This is a genomic window from Kitasatospora sp. cg17-2 (genome assembly GCF_054031055.1).
Genome location: NZ_CM132923.1, coordinates 5983896 through 6008324, shown reverse-complemented (window position 1 = coordinate 6008324; position 24429 = coordinate 5983896). Strand labels below are relative to the sequence as shown.

At 74.5% G+C, this 24429-nt stretch carries 21 protein-coding genes; 7 read left to right on the top strand and 14 right to left on the bottom strand.

Going from position 1 to position 24429, the window contains the following annotated elements:
• Positions 1–12: 12 nt before the first annotated feature.
• Complete coding sequence (locus tag ACW14Y_RS25375; protein ID WP_030392906.1) at positions 13–576, top strand: PPA1309 family protein; 564 nt, start codon at positions 13–15, stop codon at positions 574–576.
• 148 nt (positions 577–724) lie between these two features.
• On the opposite strand, the gene ACW14Y_RS25370 is transcribed toward ACW14Y_RS25375, so the two are convergent.
• The 4 genes from ACW14Y_RS25370 to ACW14Y_RS25355 form a co-directional block, all read right to left on the bottom strand.
• Entirely contained in the window at positions 725–1801 is a 1077-nt protein-coding gene (locus tag ACW14Y_RS25370; RefSeq protein ID WP_380303163.1) for a YlbL family protein, read from the bottom strand.
• Between the two features lie 64 nt (positions 1802–1865).
• Positions 1866–2054 (bottom strand): hypothetical protein, encoded by a 189-nt coding sequence (locus tag ACW14Y_RS25365; protein ID WP_266271379.1) that lies wholly within the window; start codon positions 2052–2054, stop codon positions 1866–1868.
• Between the two features lie 245 nt (positions 2055–2299).
• Positions 2300–2740, bottom strand: a complete 441-nt coding sequence (locus tag ACW14Y_RS25360) for a molybdenum cofactor biosynthesis protein MoaE (RefSeq protein ID WP_380384372.1) — start codon at positions 2738–2740, stop codon at positions 2300–2302.
• Positions 2741–2897: 157 nt separating this feature from the next.
• Positions 2898–4046: an NAD-dependent epimerase/dehydratase family protein gene (locus ACW14Y_RS25355; RefSeq protein WP_380303167.1), complete on the bottom strand. Its 1149-nt coding sequence runs from the start codon at positions 4044–4046 to the stop codon at positions 2898–2900.
• Positions 4047–4255: 209 nt separating this feature from the next.
• Between ACW14Y_RS25355 and ACW14Y_RS25350 the strand changes: the two genes are divergently transcribed.
• Positions 4256–5815, top strand: coding sequence for a zinc-dependent metalloprotease (locus ACW14Y_RS25350; protein ID WP_456983606.1), 1560 nt, complete (start codon positions 4256–4258; stop codon positions 5813–5815).
• Complete coding sequence (locus ACW14Y_RS25345) at positions 5812–6432, top strand: NUDIX hydrolase (RefSeq protein WP_456983605.1); 621 nt, start codon at positions 5812–5814, stop codon at positions 6430–6432. Before ACW14Y_RS25350 ends, ACW14Y_RS25345 begins: the two co-directional genes overlap by 4 nt.
• Before the next feature lie 160 nt (positions 6433–6592).
• Here the strand turns inward: ACW14Y_RS25345 and ACW14Y_RS25340 are convergent, their stop codons facing one another.
• Positions 6593–7300 (bottom strand): M48 metallopeptidase family protein, encoded by a 708-nt coding sequence (locus ACW14Y_RS25340; RefSeq protein WP_380303173.1) that lies wholly within the window; start codon positions 7298–7300, stop codon positions 6593–6595.
• A gap of 255 nt (positions 7301–7555) precedes the next feature.
• On the opposite strand from ACW14Y_RS25340, the gene ACW14Y_RS25335 reads away from it, so the two are divergent.
• The 3 genes from ACW14Y_RS25335 to ACW14Y_RS25325 all read left to right on the top strand — a co-directional run bounded on the left by ACW14Y_RS25335 (position 7556) and on the right by ACW14Y_RS25325 (position 12064).
• Positions 7556–8644, top strand: coding sequence for a ThiF family adenylyltransferase (locus tag ACW14Y_RS25335; RefSeq protein ID WP_380384377.1), 1089 nt, complete (start codon positions 7556–7558; stop codon positions 8642–8644).
• A gap of 179 nt (positions 8645–8823) precedes the next feature.
• Complete coding sequence (locus ACW14Y_RS25330; RefSeq protein ID WP_456983604.1) at positions 8824–10347, top strand: FAD-binding oxidoreductase; 1524 nt, start codon at positions 8824–8826, stop codon at positions 10345–10347.
• A 178-nt stretch (positions 10348–10525) separates the two neighbouring features.
• A complete protein-coding gene (locus ACW14Y_RS25325; protein WP_380443282.1) occupies positions 10526–12064 on the top strand; it encodes an ABC1 kinase family protein in 1539 nt (512 codons plus the stop codon).
• A gap of 221 nt (positions 12065–12285) precedes the next feature.
• On the opposite strand, the gene ACW14Y_RS25320 is transcribed toward ACW14Y_RS25325, so the two are convergent.
• The 4 genes from ACW14Y_RS25320 to ACW14Y_RS25305 form a co-directional block, all read right to left on the bottom strand.
• Complete coding sequence (locus ACW14Y_RS25320) at positions 12286–12684, bottom strand: hypothetical protein (protein WP_323184997.1); 399 nt, start codon at positions 12682–12684, stop codon at positions 12286–12288.
• A complete protein-coding gene (locus ACW14Y_RS25315; RefSeq protein ID WP_380437651.1) occupies positions 12681–13034 on the bottom strand; it encodes a WhiB family transcriptional regulator in 354 nt (117 codons plus the stop codon). Before ACW14Y_RS25315 ends, ACW14Y_RS25320 begins: the two co-directional genes overlap by 4 nt.
• A gap of 180 nt (positions 13035–13214) precedes the next feature.
• Positions 13215–13685: a hypothetical protein gene (locus tag ACW14Y_RS25310; protein ID WP_380303183.1), complete on the bottom strand. Its 471-nt coding sequence runs from the start codon at positions 13683–13685 to the stop codon at positions 13215–13217.
• Positions 13686–13944: 259 nt separating this feature from the next.
• Positions 13945–16212, bottom strand: coding sequence for an ATP-dependent DNA helicase UvrD2 (locus ACW14Y_RS25305; RefSeq protein ID WP_380303185.1), 2268 nt, complete (start codon positions 16210–16212; stop codon positions 13945–13947).
• Between the two features lie 336 nt (positions 16213–16548).
• On the opposite strand from ACW14Y_RS25305, the gene ACW14Y_RS25300 reads away from it, so the two are divergent.
• On the top strand, positions 16549–16806 hold the full coding sequence (locus tag ACW14Y_RS25300) for a mycoredoxin (RefSeq protein ID WP_030392921.1): 258 nt from the start codon (positions 16549–16551) through the stop codon (positions 16804–16806).
• Positions 16807–16875: 69 nt separating this feature from the next.
• On the opposite strand, the gene ACW14Y_RS25295 is transcribed toward ACW14Y_RS25300, so the two are convergent.
• The 5 genes from ACW14Y_RS25295 to ACW14Y_RS25275 form a co-directional block, all read right to left on the bottom strand.
• Positions 16876–17730 carry a GntR family transcriptional regulator gene (locus tag ACW14Y_RS25295; RefSeq protein ID WP_266312798.1) on the bottom strand — a complete coding sequence of 285 codons (855 nt, stop codon included), beginning with the start codon at positions 17728–17730 and terminating at the stop codon, positions 16876–16878.
• A gap of 298 nt (positions 17731–18028) precedes the next feature.
• On the bottom strand, positions 18029–18979 hold the full coding sequence (nudC, locus tag ACW14Y_RS25290; RefSeq protein ID WP_380303188.1) for an NAD(+) diphosphatase: 951 nt from the start codon (positions 18977–18979) through the stop codon (positions 18029–18031).
• Between the two features lie 90 nt (positions 18980–19069).
• Positions 19070–20482, bottom strand: coding sequence for a dipeptidase (locus ACW14Y_RS25285; protein WP_380303190.1), 1413 nt, complete (start codon positions 20480–20482; stop codon positions 19070–19072).
• Positions 20483–20671: 189 nt separating this feature from the next.
• Positions 20672–23548, bottom strand: coding sequence for an FtsX-like permease family protein (locus ACW14Y_RS25280; RefSeq protein ID WP_456983603.1), 2877 nt, complete (start codon positions 23546–23548; stop codon positions 20672–20674).
• Positions 23545–24315: an ABC transporter ATP-binding protein gene (locus ACW14Y_RS25275; protein WP_380303194.1), complete on the bottom strand. Its 771-nt coding sequence runs from the start codon at positions 24313–24315 to the stop codon at positions 23545–23547. Before ACW14Y_RS25275 ends, ACW14Y_RS25280 begins: the two co-directional genes overlap by 4 nt.
• Positions 24316–24429 lie beyond the last annotated feature (114 nt).

Here is a 24429-nt window from a genome sequence, read left to right as displayed (position 1 = left end):
GAGGATTGAGGCATGTCCGATGGATCCAACCTCCCCGACGACGTCTCCACCCTCCCGGCCGGCAGCCCGCTGACCCGGGCCGCGCTGGAGATCGACGAGTACGCCGCCACCCTCGGCTGGGACCTCCCGGCCCGCCTCTTCGCCCTGGTCGACAGCGCCGCGCTGCGCAAGGCCGACCCCCGTATCGCCGAGCAGCTCGGCCTCGCCGACAGCGACCAGCCGGGCCTCACCCCGGTCGAGCAGGACGAGCTTCCCGCCGGCATGGAGCTGGACAAGTTCCTCGGCACCATCGCCTGGCCCGCCGCGGTGGTCGGCTGCGCGCTGGTCGTCGAGCGCCTGATGCTGCCGCCGGGCGCCGAGCAGTCCCGCCCGCGCAACGCGAACGACGCCCAGCTCGCCGAGTGGGTGGCCAACCACCCCAAGCGCGAGGAGGTGCGGATCACCGCCGCGGTGCTGCGCGGCGGCAAGCGCGAGGTCGCGCTGCGGCTGCGCTCCAAGGACGTCGCGCGCGAGGTGCTCACCGGCCCCGACCTGGTGCCGGGCCTCACCGAGGCACTGCTGGCGACCTTCTCCTGATCCTGACGGACTCCCCGGCCGGGGCTCCTCCGGGAGCCCCGGGGTCCGGGCGGCGCCGGGTCCGGGTCCGGCAGGCGCGGGACCAGGGGGCGCAGGTTCCAGGAGACGCAGGTTTCCAGGAGACGCAGGTTTCCAGGAGACGCAGGTTCTAGGAGGCGCAGGACGGCAGTGCGGAGTTCTGCCCGGACCGGACCTGCTCCAGCGCCTTCAGCGCGCCGTCCAGCGTCTCCACCTTGACCAGGCGCAGCCCGGACGGGGTGTTCTTGGCGGCCTCGGCGCAGTTCGACGCGGGGGTCAGGAAGAACTCGGCGCCGGCCTCCCGGGCGGCGATCAGCTTCATCGAGATGCCGCCGATCGGCCCGACCTGGCCCGCGTCGTCGATGGTGCCCGTACCGGCCACGAACCGTCCGGCGGTCAGGTCGTCCGGGGTCAGCTTGTCGATGATGCCGAGCGAGAACATCAGGCCCGCGCTGGGCCCGCCGACGTCCTGGAGCCCGATGTCGATCCGGAACGGGTAGGTGTGCCGGAGGCCCGGGCGGATGCCGACCATCGCGGCGCCGGTGTCCGGGGACTTCACGGTCGGCACGCTGATGTCGGTACGGGTCCCGGGCTCGGCCGAGCCCTCCTTGACCCGGGGCACCACGGTGAAGACCGCCGGCTCGCCGGGCTGGTGCCTGGTGACCGCCTTGGCGACCGCGTCCGCGTCGGCCACCGGGGTGCCGTCGACCGCGACGATCTGGTCCCCGGCGTGCAGCCGGCCCTCCGCCGGGGCGCCGGCGGTGACGGCCTGGACGATCAGCTCGCTGCCCATCGGGATGCCGAGCTGGCTCAGCGCGGCGGTGCGGGCGTGGTCCTCGGAGAGCGCGAACTCCTCGGCGTTCTGCCGCTTGGCGTCGGCGTCGGACTGGCCCTTCGGGTACACGTTGTCGTGCGGCACCACCAGCACGTCGTCGCGCAGCCAGCCGACCACCGCGTTGACCAGGCTCGGCTCGTACTTGGCGCCGGTGACCTGGACGGTGGTCATGTTGAGGTGGCCGCTCGCCGGGTACGACTCGTGGCCGGTGATGGTGATCACCGGCGTGCCCGTCTTGTCCTGCACCCCGAGCGTGTTGTACGTCGGGCCCGGGCTCATCTCGGTGTACGGCACCTTCATCAGCACCGAGGCACAGAGCAGCGCTATGAGCAGCAGGGTGGCGGCGAGCATCGTCGCAGAGCGGCGTGGCATGCCTCGACAGTACGGGACGCGGGTGACCGTGCGCCCGGCGGGTCGTCGGGACCGCGGGACGGCGTCAGCGGCCGGAGCGCTCCTCGGGGCCGCCGCCGGCGGTGGTGCGTTGCATCGCGGCCATGAACCGCTGGTGCTCGGCCAGCGAGGCCGGGTCCCCCGTCGCTCTGGGGGCCCGCTGGGCCCAGCCCGCCCACACGGCGGCCAGCACCGCGGCGACGCAGGGAATGATCAACCAGGCGAGCACAGCCATCTCAGTACTCCCAGCTCGTCGTGTCTATGAGCAGATTAACCATCCCGACGGACAACGCCGCGGGCGCCGTCCGGGTTACGGCACGGCCGATCGGCTCACTGCCAGGGAGTATCCGGCGCAGCGGCCCACACCCGTTCGAGTGAGCGACCGGCGCGCCTGCGTGTCGCGGGGGCACGAAGGGTGTCCGGGCGGGTGCCCGGACGACCGTACGAGTGGCTGTGCGAGATGGCTGCGCGGACGGCTGCTCAGCAGCTCCCGGCGCCCACCCACTCCTCCTCGCCGTCGGCGAAGACCTGGTGCTTCCAGATCGGCACCTCGTGCTTGAGGTCGTCGATCAGCCGCCGGGCGGCGGCGAACGCCTCGCCCCGGTGCGCGCAGGAGACGGCGACGATCACGGCCTTGTCGGTGATCCCCAGTCGGCCCACCCGGTGCACCGCGGCCAGCGCGCGGACCGGGAAGTCGGCGACGACCTTCTCGGCCACCCGGCGCAGCTCGCTCTCCGCCGTCGGGTGGCAGCTGTACTCCAGCGCGGAGACGTGCTTGCCGCCGTCGTGGTCGCGGACCGTCCCGACGAAGACGGTCGTCCCGCCGGCCGCGTCGTCCCCCACCGCTTCGTACACCTCGTCGAGGGAGAGCGGGGTGTCGCGGATGGCGAGCAGGCGGATCGGGTCGTGGTTCTCGGACATGCCCCCATGATTGCCCATGCCCGGCGGGCGGGGGCAAGTACCTTCCGCATCACGATTGCGAAATTTCGCATCGTGAGAACGGCGTGCTCACGGACGCCGGGGCCGGGACGCGGCCGGCGTCCCGGCCCCGGGCCGCCGGGGCCCGGGACCGATCCGCTCAGAACCGGCGCCGCTTGCGCGCCCGTCGCACCAGGGCCGCCGTACCCACCAGCGCCACCGTCGCGCCCGCCGCGCCCAGACTCGTCGCGGCCTCCTTGCCGCCCAGCCGCCGGCCGGCCACCGCGTGCTTGCCCGACACCTGCGCCAGCAGCTCCGCCAGCACCTCCTCGTTGGTGTGCGTCGGACGCCAGCCCGCCTCGTGCAGCCGACTCCCCGACACCACCCACGGGTACATCGTGTACGCCAGGTCCCCGGCCGGCGCCGGGGTCAGCCCCAGCCGGTGCAGCCGCGCCGCCGTGCCCAGCGCCAGCGAGGCCGGCAGCTCCATCCGCCGGATCCCCGACAGCCGCTCCACGTCCTCCTGCTCCAGCCAGCCGTCGCAGCCGACCGTCACCTCGCCCTCGACCAGGCCGAGCGCCGCGTACTCCAGCGCCGCCGCCAGGTCGTCCACGTGGCAGAACTGCCAGCACGGCCGGGACCCGGCCACCACCAGCAGCCTCGGCGCCTCGAAGTGCCTGGTCAGCACCGTGTCCACGCCGGGGCCCACCACCACGGCCGGCCGCAGCACCGTCACCTGCAGCCCCGGGTGCGCCCTCGGCGCGCGCCGGGCCAGCCGCTCGATCTCCAGCAGGTCCCCGACCAGCGAGGCCTCCTCGGTCGCCCGCAGCTCGGAGTCCTCCGCCAGCGGCACCTCGTTGTCCGCCAGCGCGCCGTAGACCATCGCCGACGTGCACAGCACCACCCGGTGCACCCCGGCCGCCGCGGCCGCCGTCAGCACCGTCTGCGCGCCCCGCACGTTGTAGGCGCTGCGCGCCCTCGGGTCGGACTCCATGCCCAGGTCCATCGCGAGGTGGACCACCACGTCCACCCCGGCCAGCCGCTCGGCCACGGCCGGGTCCCGGACGTCCAGGACCCGCCACTGCACCCCGGGCACCTCACCGCGCCGGTCGTCGACGGCCAGGACCTTGCGGACCCCCGGAGAGGCCACCAGGCGGGCCGCGACCCTTTCGCCGAGCACCCCGGCGGCACCGGTGACCGCCACGGTCAGGGGTCTTCCGGCATAGGCTGGAGGCGGCGACGCCGTGGTGTCCGGGGCGTCCTCTCCTCCGGTCAGCCCAGAGCGAACGTCCGAAGGCGGGGAACTCACCGGCCATCCTCCACGGTTAGCTTATGTGCGTACGTACGTGTGTCACGTACGTCCATCCTGCCCGAGGCCGAGGCCCGGCGGTGCACCCGGCACGGGCCAGCCGTCCGGGAACCGCCCGCCGGCGGGGAGTCCCCCAGCTCCGCCGACCGCCCCGGGCAGCAGGAATCACCGCCACCACCCGTATGACGGCCGACCGGATCGAGGACCCCGTGAGCGACCTTCCCTTCGGATTCGGCGTTCCGCCCGAGGAGCCCGAGGACGGCAAGGCCAAGCCCGACGACGACCGGAAGAAGAAGGACCAGGGCGACGAGCCCGCCGGTCCGCAGTCCTTCGGTTTCAGCGGGAACAACCCGCTGGGCGCCCTGTTCGGCATGGGCCTGCCCGGCATGCCCGGCGGCCCCGGAGCGGGCGGCCCCGGCACCCCCGGCGCGGGCGACAACCCCTTCGCCGCGATGTTCGGCGGCCTCAACCCCAACGACCTCGGCGCCGCCTTCCAGCAGCTCGGCCAGATGCTCTCCTTCGAGGGCGGCCCGGTGAACTGGGACCTCGCCAAGGACATCGCCCGGCAGACCGTGGTCGCCGAACCCGCCGAGGGCAAGAGCAAGGACCGCTCCGTCGGCGACGCCGAACGCTCCGCCGTCGTCGAGGCCGTCCGCCTCGCCGACCTGTGGCTCGACGGCGTCACCACCTTCCCCTCCGGCGCCGCCTCCGCCGTCGCCTGGAGCCGCGCCGAGTGGATCGAGGCCACCCTCCCGGTCTGGAAGGACCTCGTCGACCCGCTCGCCGAACGCGTCGGCAACGCCATGGGCGGCGTCCTCCCCGAGGAGATGCAGGCCATGGCCGGCCCGCTGATGGGCATGATGCGGTCCATGGGCGGCGCCATGTTCGGCACCCAGATCGGCCAGGCGCTCGGCGCCCTCGCCGGCGAGGTGGTCGGCTCCACCGACATCGGCCTGCCGCTCGCCCCCACCGGCAAGGCCGCGCTGCTGCCGCAGAACGTCGCCGAGTTCGGCGAGGGCCTGAACGTGCCGGCCGAGGAGGTCCGCCTCTACCTCGCCCTGCGCGAAGCCGCCCACCAGCGCCTGTTCGCCCACGTGCCGTGGCTGCGCGCCCACCTCCTCGGCGCCGTCGAGGCGTACGCCCGGGGCATCAAGGTCGACACCTCCCGGATGGAGGAGCTCGTCGGCCAGCTCGACCCGAGCAACCCCGAGGCCCTCCAGGAGGCCCTCGCCGGCGGTCTGCTCCAGCCGGAGGACACCCCCGCCCAGAAGGCCGCCCTGGCCCGCCTGGAGACCGCCCTCGCGCTCGTCGAGGGCTGGGTCGACGCCGTCGTGCACGCCGCCGCCGAGCCCCACCTGCCGCAGGCCGGCGCCCTGCGCGAGACCGTCCGCCGCCGCCGCGCCGCCGGCGGGCCCGCCGAGCAGACCTTCGCCACCCTGGTCGGCCTCGAACTGCGCCCCCGCCGGCTGCGCGACGCCGCCCGCCTCTGGGCGCTGCTGGCCGACGCCCGCGGCACCGAGGGCCGGGACGACCTCTGGCAGCACCCCGACATGCTCCCCACCGCGGCCGACCTCGACGACCCGGACGCCTTCGTGCACCGCGGCAGCGCCGACGACCTGGAGGGCGGCATCGACTTCGACGCCATCGACAAGCTGCTCGGCGAGGCCGCCGCGGGCGGGGCCGCCGGTGGTGCCAAGCCCGACCTGACGAAGAACGACGAGGCCGACGGCGGCGACGGCGACCAGGGGAAGGGCGAGCCCACCGCATGACGGCCACCGGAACGGACCTCGCCGAGGTCCGGCAGGACGACGCACCCGGGGACGGCTCCCTGCACGCCGACGCGGTCCGCGCCCTGACCGACTGGCGGCCCGCCGATCCCGAGCAGGACCGGCTCCGCCTCGACTACCTGCGCCACCTCGGCGAGCAGCCCGGGGGCATGTACCGCTCCTGCCTGCCCGCCCACATCACCGCCAGCGCCGCCGTCGTCGACCCCGCCGCCGGGCGCGTGCTGCTCACCCTGCACCCCAAGGTCGGCCGCTGGCTGCAGATGGGCGGCCACTGCGAACCCGGCGACCGCGACCTCGCCGCGGCCGCCCTGCGCGAGGCCACCGAGGAGTCCGGCATCCCCGACCTCGTGCTGCTCACCCGCGACGGCGCGCCCGTCCCGGTCAAGCTCGACCGCCACCAGGTCCGCTGCACCGGCAAGGACCGGCCGGAGAACACCCACCTCGACGTCCAGTACATCGCGGTGGCGCCGCCCGGCGCCCAGGCGCTGATCAGCGAGGAGTCGCTCGACCTGCGCTGGTTCGACTACGACCGCCTGCCGGAGCTCACCGACCAGTCGGTGCGCGACCTCGTCGCCCGCGCACGCGAGCTCACCGGCTGAGGCGTTCAGGGGCGCGAGCACGACGGGAGGGGCGCGGGCCACAGTGGCCCGCGCCCCTCCCGTCCTGCTGTGTCGTCGTGCTCTGTCGTCGTGCTCCGTCGTCCTACTGCGTCGCCCCGGCGGGACCGGCGACGGTACTCGGCCGCCTCGGCCGCGGGACTCAGCCGCAGGACTCCGCGGGATCGGGCTCCGCCGGATCCGCGTGCCGGGCCCCCGGGATGTGCGGCAGCCGGGCCGCCGACACCACACCCTCCAGATAGCCCCGCGCCCGCTCCGTGCGCGGATAGGCCTCCAGCAGGGCCCAGAAGTCCGGGCCGTGGTCCGGCACCAGCAGATGCGCCAGCTCGTGCAGCAGCACGTAGTCGACCACGTACTCGGGCATCCCCTGCAGGCGGTGCGAGAGCCGGATCGTCCGCTCACTGGGGGTGCACGAACCCCAGCGCGAGTTCTGGTTGGTCACCCAGCGGACCTGGGCGGGCTGGGCCCGACCGGCCAGATACGCCACCGAGAGCTCCCGCGCCCGGGCCACCAGCGCGTCGTCGCCGAGCACCCGGCGGCTCTCCTGCGCCGCCAGCTTCTCCAGCATCTGCGCGACCCAGCGCTGCTCCTCCGCGTGCGACATCCGGGCCGGGATCAGCACGATCGTGCGATCGCCCTCGCGGTACGCGGACACCGTGCGGCTGCGGCGGGCACTGCGCCGCACCTCCACCCGGGAGCGGTCGAAGGGCTCCCGCGCGGGCGCCGGCTGCTGCTCCGGACACTGCTGCTCCGGACGCCCACGCGTACTCGGCGCCGCCACTTGCGACCCGGACGCTGCACGGGCACGCCGAGGCGACGCCGGGGGATGGGAGTCCCGTTCGGCTGCCATGGCACACGACGTTACCCGTTACCCCTGACAGAAGTCCGCTGCCGTGGCCGAAATCTTTCGTGGAGCGATCGGGAACGAAAGGCCGACGGAAGGTGTCCGGAATCCGACATCGGACCGCACGACAAGTTATCCACAGGGCATGCGAACGGATCATCCGGTCATCGCTCCGTACCTGTGGACAACCCGGCGCACCGCGGCACCCCGACCGGGCATGCTGCCGTCGGCCGTCCGGAAACGATCGGGAGGAAGACCACCGTGCGCCTCGCCCTCAAGCCCGCCCTCTCCCGCAGCTGGCGGGACTCGGACACCCTGCAGTTCGGCACCGTCCCCCAGCACGCGGGGGTGCTCGCCCACGCCTCCGGCAAGGTGCTGCGCGAGTTCCTCGACCTCGTCGACGGGACTCGCGACCGGCCCGCCCTGCTGGCCGAGAGCGAGCGGATCGGCTTCGGGCGCGAGCCGGCCGACTCCCTCCTCGACCTCCTGGAGGAGGCCGGGGTGCTCGACGACGCCGAGGCCGCGACCGGCGCGCTCGCGCTCTTCCCGCAGCCGCAGCGCGAGCTGCTCGGCCCGGACCTCGCCTCGCTGTCGCTGATCCACCCGGGCCCCGGTGCCGCGCCCGCCGTCCTGTCCCGGCGGCCCGAACACGCCGTCGAGGTGCGCGGCGCCGGCCGGATCGGGGCGGCCGTGGCCGCCGTCCTCGCGGCGGGCGGCCTCGGCACGGTCACCGTGGTCGACTCCGGCCGGGTCGCGCCGGGCGACTGCTCCCCCGCCGGGCTCCCGCCGACCGACGTCGGCCGGATCCGTGCCACCGCCGCCCGCGAGGCCGTCGACCGGGCCGCGGCCCGGAGCCCGGCCCGGCGCGACCGACGCCCGCGGCCGGGGCCGCCGGACCTCGTGGTGCTCGCGCCCCGTGACGGCAGCGCGGCCTTCGCCGGCGGCACCCCCCTGGCCCGGGAGCTGCTGCGGGCCGGCGTCCCGCACCTGTACGTCGGTGTGGTCGAGGAGTTCGGGGTGGTCGGGCCCCTGGTCGCGCCGGGGGTGTCCGCCTGCGGCCACTGCCTGGTCCTGGCCCGGGAGGACCAGGACGCCGCCTGGCCGAGGATCCTCGCCCAACTCGCCGACGGGGGGCCGGGGCAGGCCCCGACACCGGCCTGCGACACCGCGCTCGCCACCGCGGTCGCCGGGCTGGCCGCACTGCACGTCCAGGTGTTCCTGGACGGCGGCCGCCCGCCCAGCCTGGACGGCTGGTGCGAACTCTCGGCCGTCGACGGCACCTCCCGGCGCCTGCGCCTCAAGGGCCACCCGGAGTGCGGGTGCCTCTGGCAACCGGCCGCACCGCACTGAGGCCGGAGCGCCAACCTCCATGAAGGGGAGCCGTCTTGATCGTTCGTCAGTCGCACGGGAAAAGGGGGCACCGCAGGGCCCTGGAGCTACTACTGTGGCGTCGGCCGCCCGGCCGATGCCGAGGGCGGCCCGCGCAACGATCGCCACGCTCGTGCACGACCTCACCGAGAGGTATCGACATGATCACCCGCAGATCGCTCATCGGCGCCGGGGCCCTGGCCGTCCCGCTGGCCGCCGTCCCGGCCCTGCCCGCCGTCGCCACCGCGACCGAGGCCCGACGACGACGCTGGTCCCGGCTGTCCGACCGTCTGCACGGCACCCTGGTGCTGCCCGGCGACCCGACCTACGACGTCGCCAAGCAGATCGGCCAGGCCCGGTTCGACGCGGTCGAACCGGCCGCCGTCGCCTACTGCGTCGACGAGGCCGACGTCTCGCTCTGCCTCCGCTACGCCCAGGACCAGGACCTGCCGATCGCCGTCCGCGCCGGCGGCCACAGCGGCGGCGGCTGGTCCACCGGCACCGGCCTGGTGGTCGACGTCTCCCGGCTGAACAGCGCCGCGGTGACACCCGGGTCCGCCACCTTCGGCGGCGGCACCCAGCTCGTCGACGTGACCAACGCCGTCGCCCCGCACGGCCTCGCCGTCTCCGGCGGCTTCTGCCCCACCGTGTCCCTGGGCGGCTTCCTCCAGGGCGGCGGCATCGGCCTGCTGACCCGTCATGTCGGCATCTCCAGCGACAAGGTGACCTCGGCCCGGGTGGTGCTGGCGAACGGCCGGACCGTCACCGCCTCGCCCGAGGAGCACGACGACCTGTACTGGGCGCTGCGCGGCGGTGGTGGCGGCAACTTCGGCGTCGTCACCTCCTACACGGTGACCCCGGTACCGGTGACGACCCTGTCCATGGCCAGCCTCACCTGGCCCTTCGACCGCGCGGTGGAGGTGCTGGACGCCTGGGCGCACTGGCTCCCCGACGCCCCGCGGACCCTGGGCGGCGGGGCGGTGGTCGGCCTGCGGGACGCCGCGCCCGGCGCCACCCCGTTCGTCTCGGTACTGGTCGGCTCGGTCGGCACCGAGGCCGAACTCAACGCCCAGATCGGCCGGTTGGTCGACCTGGTGGGCGCGGTGCCGGCCTCCCGGAGCGGGTACACCGCCCCGTACCTGTCCGTCATGATGGGCTTCTACGGCTGCGGCGCCTACACCCAGGACCAGTGCCACCGGGCGGGTACCGGCCCGGCCGCCGTACTGCCCCGGCCGACCGCCGCCGTGGACCGGGGCCGGCTGTTCGACGCCCCGCCGCCGCGCGCGGTCTGGGAGGCCGCGGTGGGCCTGCTGGACCGGGACCGGCTGGCCGGGCAGCAGCGGATGGTGCAGTTGAGCGCGCTCGGCGGCGCCGCCAACGATCCGGCGCGCACGGCCACCGCCTACGTCCACCGGAACGCGCTGTTCAACGCGAGCCTCGGCGCGGTGATCGCCTCCGGACCGGTGGACGCGACGGCGATCGCGGCGGCCCGGAGCTGGGCGGACGCCGGGTTCGCGGTGCTCGACCCGCACTCCTCCGGCGAGACGTACCAGAACTTCGTCGATCCCGGGCTGCCGGACTGGCGGCGCGCCTACTACGGGGAGAACTATCCCCGGCTGGTCGCGGTGAAGCGCCGGTACGACCCGCACCGGCTGTTCTCCTTCGCCCAGGCCGTCGGCGCCTGAGCCGACCCGCCCGTCGGGCCCGGGGGTCCGAGCCCGGGCGTCCGGGCCCGACGGGGATCGGCACCACCCCGGCGGGGCGGCCGGTTCCGGCCGGGGCCGCACCGTCGAGCGGGCACAATGGCGTATGACGGTCGGCCCCCGCCGCGGGGGCCTGGGGCATGTCGACTTGGAGGCCCGGGTGAGCGATCTTCCGCGCAAGGCAATGACCCGCACGGCAAGACTCGCCGCCCTGCCGCTGGGGATAGCCGGCCGGGCCACCCTGGGGCTGGGGAAGCGGATCGGCGGCCGGTCGGCCGAGGTGGTGACCGCCGAGCTGCAACAGGCGACCGCCGACCAGCTGTTCAAGGTCCTGGGCGAGCTCAAGGGCGGGGCGATGAAGTTCGGGCAGGTGCTGTCCGTCTTCGAGGCCGCGCTGCCCGAGGAGGTGGCCGGACCGTACCGGGCCGCGCTGACCAAGCTGCAGGACGCCGCGCCGCCGATGCCGGCCGCGAAGGTGCACGCGGCGCTGGCGGAGCGGCTGGGCGCGGACTGGCGGAGCCTGTTCCTGGAGTTCGAGGACCGGCCCTCGGCGGCCGCGTCGATCGGCCAGGTCCACCGGGCGGTGTGGCACGACGGCCGGACCGTCGCGGTCAAGGTCCAGTACCCCGGAGCGGGTGACGCGCTGCTGGCGGACCTGTCGCAGCTGAGCCGGGTGGCCTGGCTGCTGGGGCCGCTGATCCCGGGCCTGGACATCAAGCCCTTGATCACGGAGCTGCGGGAGCGGGTCGCCGAGGAGCTCGACTACGAGCTGGAGGCCCAGGCCCAGCGCCGTCATGCCGAGGAGTTCGCGGACGATCCGGAGATCGCGGTGCCCGGGGTGGTCGCCCAGGCGGACCAGGTCCTGGTGTCGGAGTGGATGGACGGCACGCCCCTGTCCGAGGTGATCTCCTCGGGATCGCAGGAGGAGCGGGACCGGGCGGGGAAGCTGCTGGCGCGGTTCCTGTTCGCCGGTCCCTCGCGGACCGGGCTGCTGCACGCGGATCCGCATCCGGGCAACTTCCGGCTGCTGAAGGACGACGGCCCGGTCGAGGGCTGGCGGCTGGGGGTGCTGGACTTCGGGACGGTGGACCGGCTGCCGGGCGGGTTGCCGGCGCCGATCGGGGCCTCCCTGCGGATGGCGCTGGCCGGGGACGCGACGGGTGTGCTGGCGATGCTGCGCGAGGAGGGCTTCGTGAAGCCCTCGATCGAGCTGGACCCGGACGCGGTGCTGGACTACCTGGTGCCGATCATCGAGCCCGCGGCGGTGGAGTCGTTCCACTTCACGCGGGCGTGGATGCGGGCCCAGGCGGCGCGGATCGCGGATCCGCGCTCCCCCGCGTACAACCTGGGCAAGCAGTTGAACCTGCCGCCGTCGTACCTGCTGATCCACCGGGTGACGCTGAGCACCATCGGGGTGCTGTGCCAGTTGGGTGCGAAGGCGCCGTTCCGGGTCGAGATGCTGGAGTGGCTGCCGGAGTTCGCGGGGCCGGGATCGGCGGGCAGTCGTCCGACGGCGAGGGCGGCGGCTCCGAAGGACACGACGGAGAAGGCCACCACGGAGAAGGGCAGCACGGAGAAGGGCAGCACCCGGAAGAGCGGTACGCAGAAGGCCGCGGCTCCGAAGGCCACGACCCAGAAGGCCGCGGCGGCGAAGCGGTCGGCGCCCCCGCGGCGCCGGGGCCCGTCGACCGGGGACTGACACCCCCACCCTCCGCCGCCCCACCGCCCCGCCGCCACGGCGGGCGACCGCAGCAACGGCCGCAGGCCGCCCCCCGGTGTCGGGGGGCGGCCTGCGGCGCGACGGGGGTCCGGCGGGGCCGGGCGGGTGCCGGCGTCCCGGTCACCCGGCGGCACTGCCCGGGCATGGCGACATCGCCTCGGGTCGTCCCCACCTCTCGGCGGTCCGACCTCGGGGCGATGTCACATCAGGGCGACGGCGATGGCCTTGCGGGCCCGCAGCGAGGCGCGCTCGGCCTTCTGCTTGAGCCGGTGCGCCCGGGCGACCCGGCCGACGAGCCGTTGGTGCTCGGCCTCCTGGAGGCGCTCTTGCATATGGGCCCGGGCCAGGGATTCGTGGAGGAGTTGCATTTCGAGGGTCCTGTTCTGGATCTGAAGTTCGGTGGTCTGCTCAGCGCGGACGGTCGGATCGATGGCGGCGGCGGTCATGTGGTGGTCCTGCTCGGGGTGTGTCGTCGGAAAGGGGCGGATGCGGGCGGCGTCGGCCTTGGCGGCCGCGAGGCGTACGGAGCGGCGGAGGGAGTTGTCCGGCTGGGGCTGCTCTGCCCGGCGGACGGCCTCGGCCCCGGACGCGGGGTTCACGCCGTGACCTCGGTCTTGCGCGGGCGGCCGCGCGGCCGCTTGCGGGCCACGACCACACCCTGGACGAAGAGCTCGCCGCCCCAGACGCCCCACGGCTCGCGGCGCTCGACCGCACCGGTGAGACAGAGGTCCTTGACCGGGCAGGTGCCGCAGAGGGACTTCGCGTACTCGACGTCGGCGGGCGTCTCGGCGAAGAAGACCTCGGGGTCGAAGGCGCGGCACGGGATGGGGAGACCGAGCTGCTCGGCCTGGTCGATCGAGGTGAACTGCATGGGGAGAACCTCCGGGGGGTCGGCCTGGTCGGCCTTGATCTGGCTTGTCGGCGGTACGGACGGGGTGGGCGGTGTGATGACCGTGGACACTGTTTGCGTCTTCCTCGTCTTTTCAGTGGGTCCGGCTCAGCCGACTGGTGGGGCTGGGCCGGAGGCCCCGAAGGGCCTGGGTGGTCTTGCGTACCGGACAAAACAGAAGGGCCGCGGATCCCGGTGTGACGGGGTTCCGCGGCCCTGGAGGCGCCGACCTGAGGTTGCTCAGGTTCGTTCTCTCCAGGGTTCAGGCCCGCGGAAGGCCCGCATCCGGACGGCCGTGGCGTCCGCGAGGACGACCATGGCCAGGTCGATCTGCTGCTGGTTCTGCTTCTGGGCGTTTCCGGCACCGATGACCTGCGCATAACCGCCATGCATGGCAGCGGCTACGGCCGTCTTCGGTGCCTGGGTCGGTCGCTCGTCACGCGGGGAGCGGGACTCGTCGACCGACGCCCAGTCGCCGGACAGACCAATCTCGACACGGGTGGCACCAAAGTTGCCGCCCTCGTCGCCATTGCTGCCGAAGCCAGTGTGTCCAAGACCACTGACAACGGAGGCGGCGAACGCGGGAGCAACCGAGACACCGGTGGTGTCGAAACCCAGACCGGTTCCGCACAGCTCGGCGGTGATCCGCAGGCTGGCGGCGGCACGCACGGAGGCAGCGTCGACGGTCTGGCCAGTCATTTTGGTGATCATGGTTCCCACTGTCTTCGCCTCCTCTCGGCGTCTCGCGGAGCCTGGTTCCCCTGGCTCCGAACTGTTCGGATGTCTGTCTCGGTGAAGCTGGTGGGGCAGGGGGGCACAGCGACAGGTTTCACCCCGTGCGTTCGCGTCCCCTTGACCGCTCCGGCAGGCTATTGCGCTCCCGGTACGGCGCGCAAACTATTTTTCCGGCGAGTTTCCCGACGGTCTCCTCGGCACTCTCCGGCGCCGGCTGTGATCGCCCCGGACCGGCTCAGGCCGGTTCGTCCGACTGACCGTCCATGACGTCCGCCGGATCCCCCTCGGGCTCCTCCCCCGCACACAACGACAGCACGGCCGCCCCGTATTTGTCCAGCTTCATGGCGCCGACCCCGGAGATCGTGGCCAGCTCCTGGCGGTTCGCGGGGACGTCCTCGGCGATGGCCATCAGGGTGGCGTCGGTGAAGACCACGTAGGCGGGCGCGCCCTGCTCCCGGGCCTGGGCCGCGCGCCATTCGCGCAGCCGCTCGTAGAGCGCCTCGTCCATGGTGGAGGGGCAGGTCTCGCAGCGGCGGAGCTTGCGCTCGACGGCCTCGGTGAGGACCCGCTCGCAGACCCGGCAGGTGACCGGGCCGCGGACCCGGCGCCCGGCGGAGCGCTCGCCGCCCTCGACCCCGCCGCGTCCACCGCGCCCGGCGGGGCGGCTGCCGGGGGCGCTGGAGCCGGGCCGCAGCCCGTCCAGGAAGCGGGTGGGCTTGCGGGAGGCCCGGCCGCCCGGGGAGCGGGAGAGCGCCCAGGAGAGGGTGAGGTGCTTGCGGGCCCGGGTGACGCCGACGTAGAGGAGGCGGCGCTCCTCCTCGACCTGCTCGTCCGTCTTCGCGTAGATGATCGGCAGGGTGCCCTCGGTGAGGCCGACGAGGAACACGGCGTCCCACTCCAGACCCTTGGCGGCGTGCAGGGAGGCCAGGGTGACGCCCTCGACGGCGGGGGCGTGCTGGGCGGCGGCGCGGGCGTCGAGTTCGGCGACGTAGGCGGCGAGGTCGGTGGTCAGCCCCTCGGCGGCGCGGCCGCGCTCGAACTCCTCGGCCAGCCGGACCAGGGCGGCCAGGGACTCCCAGCGGTCCCGGACGGCGCCGGAGCCGGCGGGGGGCTCGGGGGTGAAGCCCCGGGCGGCGAGGACGGCGCGAACCTGCCCCGCGAGGTCGGGGGCGCCGTCGGTGACGGGGTCGGAGCCGGCCCGGGCCGCGCCGCGGAGCAGCACGCCGGCGTCCCGGACCTCGGGGCGTTCGAAGAACCGCTCGGCGCCCTTGAGCTGGTAGGGGACGGCGAGGTCGGACAGGGCCTGCTCGTAGACCTCGGACTGGCCGTTGGTGCGGAAGAGGACGGCGATCTCGCTGGCGCGCACACCGGCGGCGATGAGGTCCTTGATCCGCCGGGCGGTGGTCTCGGCCTCGGTGGGCTCGTCCTCGTACTCGGTGTAGAGGGGCTCGGGGCCGGCCTCGCGCTGGGAGACGAGTTCGAGGCGGTGGCGGGCGGCCTCGCCCCGGGCCTGGGCGAGCAGCCCGTTCGCGAGGTGGACCACCTGGGGGGTGGAGCGGTAGTCGCGGACCAGCTTGACCACGGTGGCCTCGGGGTGGCGGGTGCGGAAGCCGAGCAGGTAGTCCGGGGTGGCGCCGGTGAAGGAGTAGATGGTCTGGCTGGCGTCGCCGACGACGCAGAGGCTGGCGCCGCCGCCGGGGCCGGTCCACTGGTCGAGCAGGCGCTGCTGGAGCGGGGAGACGTCCTGGTACTCGTCGACGGTGAAGTGCCGGTACTGGGCGCGGACCTGGTCCGCGATGTCCGGGCGGTCCTCCAGGATGGCCGCGGTGAGCAGCAGCACGTCCTCGAAGTCGATGTTCCCGCGGCGGCTCTTGGTCTCCTCGTAGACCCGGTAGACCTGGGCGGTCTCGGCCGGGTCGCGGGGGGCCTCGCGGCCGGACTTGGCGACGGCCGCGGGGTAGTCGTCGGGGCCGGTCTGGGTGACCTTGGCCCATTCGATCTCGGCGGTGAGGTCGCGCAGCTCGGTGCGCTGGACCCGCAGGCCGCAGCGGCCGGCGGCCTCGGCGACCAGCTGGACCTTGCGTTCGAGCAGCTGCGGGACGGGGCCGCCGATGGCGCGGGGCCAGAAGTAGTGGAGCTGGCGCAGCGCGGCGGCGTGGAAGGTGCGGGCCTGGACGCCCTCGGCGCCGAGCTGGCGCAGGCGGCCGCGCATCTCGCCGGCGGCGCGGGCGGTGAAGGTGACGGCGAGGACCTGCTGGGGCTGGTAGACACCGCTGCGCACGCCGTAGGCGATGCGGTGGGTGATGGCCCGGGTCTTGCCGGTGCCGGCGCCGGCGAGGACGCAGACGGGGCCGTGCAGGGCGGTGGCGACGGCCCGCTGCTCGGGGTCGAGTCCGGCGAGGACGGCGTCGGGGCCGCCGGCGGCGGAGTGGCCGCTCCGGTGGGAGTCCTGGTGTCCGTCGAACGGGCTGCCGCTCAAGAGGTCTTCCTGCATGCGTTCCATCCTCTCAGCCCGGGCGGACATCCCGGGCAGGGTTGTCCACAAGCCCGGTGCGATCGACGGATGATCGCGGCGCGGACGGCGGGTGGTGGCATACCCGGGGCGTGTGCCTGCGGGTGCGCGCCGGTGAGCCGGGGCAGACGTGGGCCGACGCGGGCCGGAGCCGCGGAACGACACGGGCCGGAGCCGCGGAACGACGCCGAGGACGTCGTGGAATGACCGCCGGGCGGTGGACGTTCTCCCCCCGGAGCCGTGGAACGCACGCGGTACCGGTACGCGCGCGCATCGGCGTCCGCACGCCCCTCTCCACCCGATTCGCTATCCGAAGGAGTCCCCTCGATGTCCGGCAGCGTGACGATGTACAGCACGACCTGGTGCGGCTACTGCAACCGGCTCAAGAGCCAGCTGGAGCGCGAGGGCATCGGCTACACCGAGATCAACATCGAGGAGGACCCGGCGTCGGCGTCCTTCGTCGAGTCGGTGAACAACGGCAACCAGACCGTGCCGACCGTGCTGGTGACGCCGACCGCCGGTGGCGAGCGGGTCGTGATGACCAACCCGAGCCTGCTGCAGGTGAAGAAGGCCCTGGCGTCCTGACCCCCGAAGGCCCGGCGTCCGACGGTCCGACGCCCGGAGGCCCCGGCCGGCGCGCACCCGCCCCGCGGGTCACGGCGCGTCGGCCCGGGCCGGGTCGACGGGGGCGGCGGGCGCGGGCAGCGTGGTCCGGGCGGCCAGGTCGCCGACCCCGTAGACCAGCCGGCTGCGGTCGGCCGAGTACCGGGTCTCGATGACCCGGACCGGCCCGCGCCGGTCGTAGGTGACCCGGGTCTGGACCACCAGCGGCACCCCGGGGCCGCCCTGGAACCACTGGGCCTCCTCCGGTCCCGGCATCCGGGCGACCAGGTGGTCGACGGCGCCGACCTCGGTGCGGCCGAGGGCGGCGAGCACGGCCTCGTCGCCGCCGTCGATCTGGTCGGGTTCCATCAGCGGGGTGCCGGCGGCGAGCCCGGCCCGGTAGTGGCTCTCCTCGATGGAGTACGGCTCGCGGTCGAGCAGGCGCAGCTGGCGGCGGACGACGATGGCCTCGCCGGGGCGCAGTCCGAGGCGCTCGGCGATGTCGACGCGGGCCCGGACGATCATCATCTCGAAGTCGACGGTGAGTTCGCGTCCGCTGTCGTCGGCCTCGCCCCGGTAGACGGCGCTGGGGGTGGCCAGGCAGTCCAGCGGGGCGGGGCCCTGCGGTTCGAGGCGGGGTGCGGGACCGTAGGCGCGGTGGTCGAGCACGGGGTGCTCGCGCAGATAGGTGCCCTTGCCCTGGAGGCGGACGAGCCGGCCCTCGTTGACGAGGACGTCGACGGCCAGGCGGACGGTGTTGCGGGCGACGCCGTACTGGCGCTCCAGCTCGCTCTCGACCGGGAGGGCGGCCGCGGTGGTGAACTCGCCCTCGGCGATGCGGCGGCGCAGGTCCGCGGCGAGGCGCTGGTATTTGGGGGATTGGGCGGTGCCCCGGGGGATTGTCACCCGAGTGAATGTAGCGAGACGGGTGAGCGGCTTTCAGGCGTTTGCGGCAAAGTCGCCCGGGATCGGTGACGGTGTTCGACCGGTGCCCCGGGGCCCTTCCGGGCAGGGCCGCTCCGGTTACGAACATCCTGGGGAGACGGGTTCGGAATGGAAATTGGGGGCGCGCGAATCAACTCCGCGCGCCCCCAATCCGTGGAACGCTCCGACCCCCGAGTTCCGACCGCAGTTCCGACCGCAGTTCCGACCGGGGTTCCGGCCTCCGGCCCGAACCCCCGGCCCCGCCGGACCGCCGCCGGAACTACCAGCGGGCCGCCGTCGGCAGCGGCTCGCCGTACCAGAGCTCGACCAGGTGCCGGGCGATCGAGATCCCGGACGGCGGCAGGATCTCCCCCGCCGCCATGCCCGCCCGCAGCTCCTCCCGGGAGAACCAGCGCGCCTCGGCCAGCTCCTCCCCGTCCACGGTGATCGCGGTACCGTCCGGGTGCGCCTTGCCCAGGAAGCCCAGCATCAGGCTGGACGGGAACGGCCACGGCTGGCTGGCCACGTAGGAGACCTCGGCGACCTTGACCCCGGCCTCCTCGAACACCTCCCGCACGACCGCCTGCTCGATCGACTCCCCCGGCTCGACGAAGCCGGCCAGCGTCGACCAGCGGCCCTCGGGCCAGAGCGCCTGGCGGCCGAGCAGGCAGCGGTCCTGCTCGTCGGTGATCATCATGATCACGGCCGGGTCGGTGCGCGGGTAGTGCTCGGCCGCGCAGGAGGTGCAGCGCCGCACGTGCCCGGCGCCGGCCTTCTCGGTCGGGTGGCCGCAGCGCGAGCAGAAGCTGTGCAGCCGGTGCCAGTGCTCCAGCGCGACGGCGTGCACCAGCAGCCCGGCGTCCCGGTCGGAGAGCAGCGCGCCGACCTCGCGCAGCCCGGCCGGACGGGCGTCGCCGTCCAGCCGGCCCGGCAGGCTCTCGCCCGCCAGCGCGAAGTAGGAGACGCCCTCCTCGTCGGTGCCGAGGAAGTACCGGTCACCGGTCTGCGGCGCCTCGAAGGAGGGCAGCAGGACCAGCTCGGTCCCCTGGCCGCTGTCCACCACGAACGCCTCGCCGCCGGCGATCGGCAGCACCTTGGTGGACGGGTGGCTCCACGCGGCCGCCAGCCAGGGCTCGTCGACCCGGTGCTGGGCCGCCCGGTCCACCCCGGCCCGGGCCAGCGCCAGGTGCAACGGGTGTTCGGTCTCAGGCACGGTGCTCAACTGTTCCATCCCCACGTGATGAATCTTCCGGACGGGTCGGGTGCGCGGCGCGGGCGGGGCGGCGGGCGTCCCCCACCGCCCCGGCCGCGCGCTGCCGGTTCACTCCTGCCCGCCGCCGGGCCGCCAGTTCTCGGCGAGGTCGGCCCACAGGTAGGCGGCGGTCTCGACGCCCTTGGCCAGCAGGTCCAGCTCGACCTTCTCGTCCACCGAGTGCCAGCCGTCCGAGGGCACCGAGATGCCGAGGAACAGCACCGGCGCGCCGAGCACGTCCTGGAGGTCGGCGGCGGGGCCGGAACCGCCCTCGCGGGTGAACAGGATCCGCTGCTCGAAGGCCCGGCCCATCGCCCGGACGGTGGACTGCAGGGCCGGGTGGTCGAGCGGGGTCAGACAGGGCCTGGTCGCGCCCGGGAAGACCAGCTCGTACCTGATGCCCTCGGGCACCCGGTCGGCCACCCAGCCGCGGACGGCCTCGCGGACCTTCTCCACCTCCTGCCCGGCGACCAGCCGGAAGGACAGCTTCAGATGGGCCGAGGCGGGCACGATGGTCTTGCCGCCGGGGCCGGTGTAGCCGCCCCAGATGCCGTTGACCTCGGCGGTCGGGCGGGCCCAGATCCGCTCCAGGGTGGAGTAGCCGGCCTCGCCGCGGGTGCCGTACGACTTGGCGACCTTCAGCCAGGCCGCCTCGTCGAAGGGCAGCTCGGCGAAGAGCTCGCGCTCGCGGTCGGTCAGCTCGACCACGCCGTCGTAGAAGCCGGGGACGGCGACCCGGTGGTCGGCGTCGTGCAGGCCGGCGGCCAGCTCGGCGGCGACGGCGGCCGGGTTGGGCACGGCGCCGCCGAAGGAGCCGGAGTGGATGTCGGTGTCCGGCCCGTACAGGTCGATCTGGGCGTCCGCGAGGCCGCGCATACCGGTGCAGACGGTCGGCGTGGTCTCGGACCACATGCCGGTGTCCGAGATGATGACCACATCGGCGGCCAGCCGGTCGGCCTCGCGGCGGACCAGCCCGGCGAAGTGCGGCGAGCCGGACTCCTCCTCGCCCTCGACGAGCAGCTTGAGGTTGACGGCCGGCGCGGTGCGGCCGGTGGCGGCCAGGTGGGCCCGCACCCCGAGGGTGTGGAAGAAGACCTGGCCCTTGTCGTCGGCGGCGCCCCGGGCGTACAGCCGGTTGCCGACCACGGTCGGCTCGAACGGGTCGGTGGCCCAGCCGTCCTCGCGGGCGGCGGGCTGCACGTCGTGGTGCCCGTAGACGAGCACGGTCGGCGCGGACGGGTCCCCGGAGGGCCACTCGGCGAAGACCGCCGGCAGGCCGTCCGTCTCCCACACCTCGGCCACCGGGAAACCGGTGTCGCGCAGCTTGGCGGCCAGCCACTCGGCGGAGCGCCGCACGTCCTCGGCGCGGCCGGGGTCGGCGGACACCGAGGGGATGCGCAGCCAGTCGGCGAGGTCCGCGAGGAAGTCGGCCTGGTGCTGGTCGATGAAGGAGCGGACGACGCTGTCCGGGGTTCTCGTCATGCCGACGACTTTAGTTCGCCCGGGGACCCCGCAGCGGCCCCGGTCCCGCAGGGTGGGCACCCCGGGGCCTGTAACGTCCGTCACCCCCGGACGCGCGCGGGGAGCGGCGGCCGGGGGCGACGGGTCGACGGAGTCGGCGGAACGGGCCGACGGAACGGGTCGACGGAACAGCGGGAAGCGCGGCGCGGATCAGCCGGAGCGGCGCAGCAGCGAGATCCGCGAGCGGGTGAGCAGCGCGGCCAGTGCCACCGCGAGCAGCGGCAGCACGACCACCGTCACCCCGATGTTGAGCCAGGGGAACACCACGATGCCCTTGGCCGCCTCCTCCTGGAGGCTCATCCCCGGGTAGACGGCCCCGGCGGCCTCGACCTTGCGCAGGGCGACGGCGGGCACGATGCCCGCGACGGCTCCGAGCAGGGCGCCCATGGCGGCGATGACCCCGCACTGGAACCCGGAGAGGGTGCGCCGGATCCGGGGCGCGGCGCCGACGGCGGCGAGGGTGGTGAGGTCCCGCTGGGAGTCCGCGGCGGCGAGGCCGGTGGCGATACCGGCGGCGCCGAGGGCGACGAGGCCGGCGAACGCGGTGAGCCCGAGGCTGATCAGGTCGCCGGGCGACCGGTAGCCGCGCTCGATGTCGAACTCGATGCCGTCGGACAGCTTGGCGAGGGCGGCCCGGGCCCGCTGCTCGGCGGCGTCGGCGGGCGCGGTGTCGGGCAGCCAGACGGAGCCCGCGTCGCTGCTGGTGAGGCCGAGCCGGTGGACGGTCTCGGCACTGACCACGGCGGTCCCGCCGACGTTGGACTGGCCGCCGACGAGCACGGCGTCGAGGGTGACGGTGCGCGAGGCGGGCTCGAAGCCCTCGTCCATCGGGCCGTCCGGGTAGGGCTCGGTGAGTTCGAGGGCGACCTTGCCGTCCTTGATGTAGCGCTCGTCGAAGACCACGGCCTTGCCCGCGGCGACCGCCTGCCCGGCGGCCGGGTCGGTGACGTTGTAGAGGTTGCGCAGCAGGGCGGCGTCGCCGGACTGGACGGCGCCGAAGCTGTTGCCGCGGGTGATGACGCGCTCCTTGCAGCGCGGGTCCTCGCGGCCGAGCCGGTCGATCTCCTCCTGGCTGAGGCTGCGGCGGCCCTTGCCCCAGATCGGGCACTGCCGCTCCTCGGGCAGGGCCACCTCGACGCGGCCGCAGCTCTGGCCGGCGGCCCGGCAGTCGCCCAGGTAGTTGACCCGCTGGACGTCGGCGCGGACGCCGAGGCCGGGGACGGAGTTCTGCACGGCGCCGCGCTGCTGGGCCAGCATCGAGCCGTCGGAGGCGGCGCCCCAGCCGCTGGACAGGATGACGGAGTTGGCGGGCCCGGCGGCCACGTACTCGCGGCGGTGCTGCTCGTCGCTGCTGGCGACGTAGACGCCGACGGCGACGCTGCCGGCCACCGCGGCCATGACGGCGGCGACGGCGGGGGCGGTGCGGCCCCGGTGGCGGACGGAGTCGCGCAGGGCGAGGCGGGGTCCGAGCGGCAGCCAGCGGCCGATCCGTCCGAACAGTCCGACCAGGTAGGGGGTGAGGGCGACCATGCCGAGCTCGGCGATCGCGGAGCCGCCGAGCACGGCGAGGGAGCGGCTGCCGAAGCCGCCGGTGGCGCCGAGCAGGGCGAGGGCGGAGCCGCCGCCGAGCATCAGCAGGCCGAGCAGGGCGAGCTTGCGGCTGGGCGGCTTGAGGTTGTCGCGCCCGGTGAGGGCGGCGACGACGTCCTGCCGGGAGGCCTGGACGGCGGGCACCACGGCGGCGAGCAGACCGGTGATCAGGCCGATGAGCAGGATGCCCAGCAGGTCGAGGGGCTGCAGGTCGAAGTGGCCGAAGCGCTGGCCGGCGGACTCCTCGGCACGGGTGCGGAGCAGCGCGACGAGGCCGATGCCGCCGGCCAGGCCGACGACGGCGCCGGTGAGGCCGAGCACGACACCGCCGCCGAGGACGACGGCCCGCACCTGGGCGCGGTCACCGCCGCCGGCGGCGAGCAGGCCGAGCTGGCGGCGGGAGCGGCGGGCGCCGACGGCGAAGGCGGGGCCGGCCAGCAGGACGATCTCCAGCAGGGCCATGCCGACCACGGTGCCGAGGACGACCACGGCGGTCCGGTCGAAGAAGGCGGTCCTGCCGCTGCTGCCGCCCTGGCTGTCCTGGTAGGTGTAGAACGGCACCTCGGAACGGGCCGGCGGGTCGAGGAGCACGGCGCGCGAGGCGGCGGTGAAGCCGTACTTGTTGAGCTCCATCACCTTGGGCCAGTCGACGTCGGCCCCGGCGGGGAGCTTGACCAGCCAGTGGCTGACGCCCTCGCTCACCGAGTTCACGCCGCCGCGGGTCCCGTTGCTCGGCAGCTTGTCGAGCACGGCGCCCGGGCGGGCGTACAGGACGGCGGTGCGCAGGTCGCCGGGGTACTCGGCGACACCGGTGATGGTGTACGGGGTGGCTTCGAGGCCGCGGGGCGCGGTGCGGTCGCCGATCCGCAGCCCGGAGGTGTCCAGGAACTCCTGGCTGGCGGCCACCTCGTGGTCGGCGCTGGGGGCGCGGCCCTTGACGATGTCGTAGCGGCCGCGCCAGACCGGGTCGGCGAGGTCGGCCTCGGTGATCCGGACGTTGGTGAGGCCCTCGGCGGTGCTGGTGGCGGTGTAGGGGCCCTCGCGGAACGGCACCAGGGTGGCGCCGGGCAGGAGCCGGCGGGCGAGCTCGCCGGGCTCGGTGTCGAGGCTGAGCCGCTGCTCGGGGGTGTAGGCGGGCTGTCCGTTCTCCTTCTTCGTCTCCGAGGCGTCGGTGATGTGGAAGTCCTCCTCCGGGTTCGGGGCCTGGAGGACGACGCCGCCCCGGTCGAGCATCCGCAGCTCGGCCGCGGACCGGCCCATCGCGCGGACGACCTTCTCTCCCGGGTCGAGGTCGGCGCTGCGGAAGACCACGTCCGCGCCGGCCACGCCGAGCACGGGCAGGGCGACCATGGCGACGACGAGGGCGCTGCGGCCCTTGGCGCGCAGGGCGTCTCGGCGGGCGATGCGCAGGGCGACCCGCCAGGAGCTGAGCTTCACTCCGCCACCGGGCCCTTCGCGTTGCTGGCGGCGGCGAGGAGGAGGCTGCCGGCGTCCTGGCTGGCGCTCTCGTCGACCATGCGGCCGTCGCGGAGGAAGACGACGCGGTCGGCCCAGGCGGCGTGCCGGGGTTCGTGGGTGACCATCATGGCGGCGGCGCCGGCGTCGCAGCGGTGGCGCAGGACGGCGAGCACGGACTCGCCGGTGGTGGAGTCGAGGGCACCGGTGGGCTCGTCGGCGAGGACGAGGCGGCGGTCGCCGATGAGGGCGCGGGCGATGGCGACGCGCTGCTGCTGACCGCCGGACATGTCGTCGGGGAAACGGTCGGCGAGCTCGGGGATGCCGAGCTCCTCCAGGGCGACGAGGGCCTCGCGGCGGGCGGCGCGGGCGGACAGGCCGTCGAGCTCGCGCGGCAGGGAGATGTTCTCGGCGGCGGTGAGGGCCGGGATCAGGTTGTAGTCCTGGAAGACGTAGCCGACGGAGCGGCGGCGGACCTCGGCGAGCCGCTTGCGGCTGAGGCCGCCCAGGGCGACGCCCTCGACCAGGACCTGGCCGGCGCTGGGGGTGTCGAGGCCGCCGGCGAGGGTCAGCAGGGTGGACTTGCCGGAGCCGGACGGGCCCATGACGGCGACGAACTCGCCGGGGCGGACCTTGAGGTCGACGCCGCGCAGCGCCTGGACCTCGGCGGCGCCCTGGCCGTGGACACGGGTGACGTGGTCCAGGTGCAGGACGGCGTCGCCGCTCCTGGTCGGATCGGTGTGGGACACGGTTCCCCCTGCTGTGGTGGGGCCCGTCGCGCGGTGGCGGCGGTCGGGCCGGTGGTTCGGGTTCGAGCCGGTTCGGTGCGGGCCCGGTGCTGCGGGCCCGGTGGTACGGGCCCA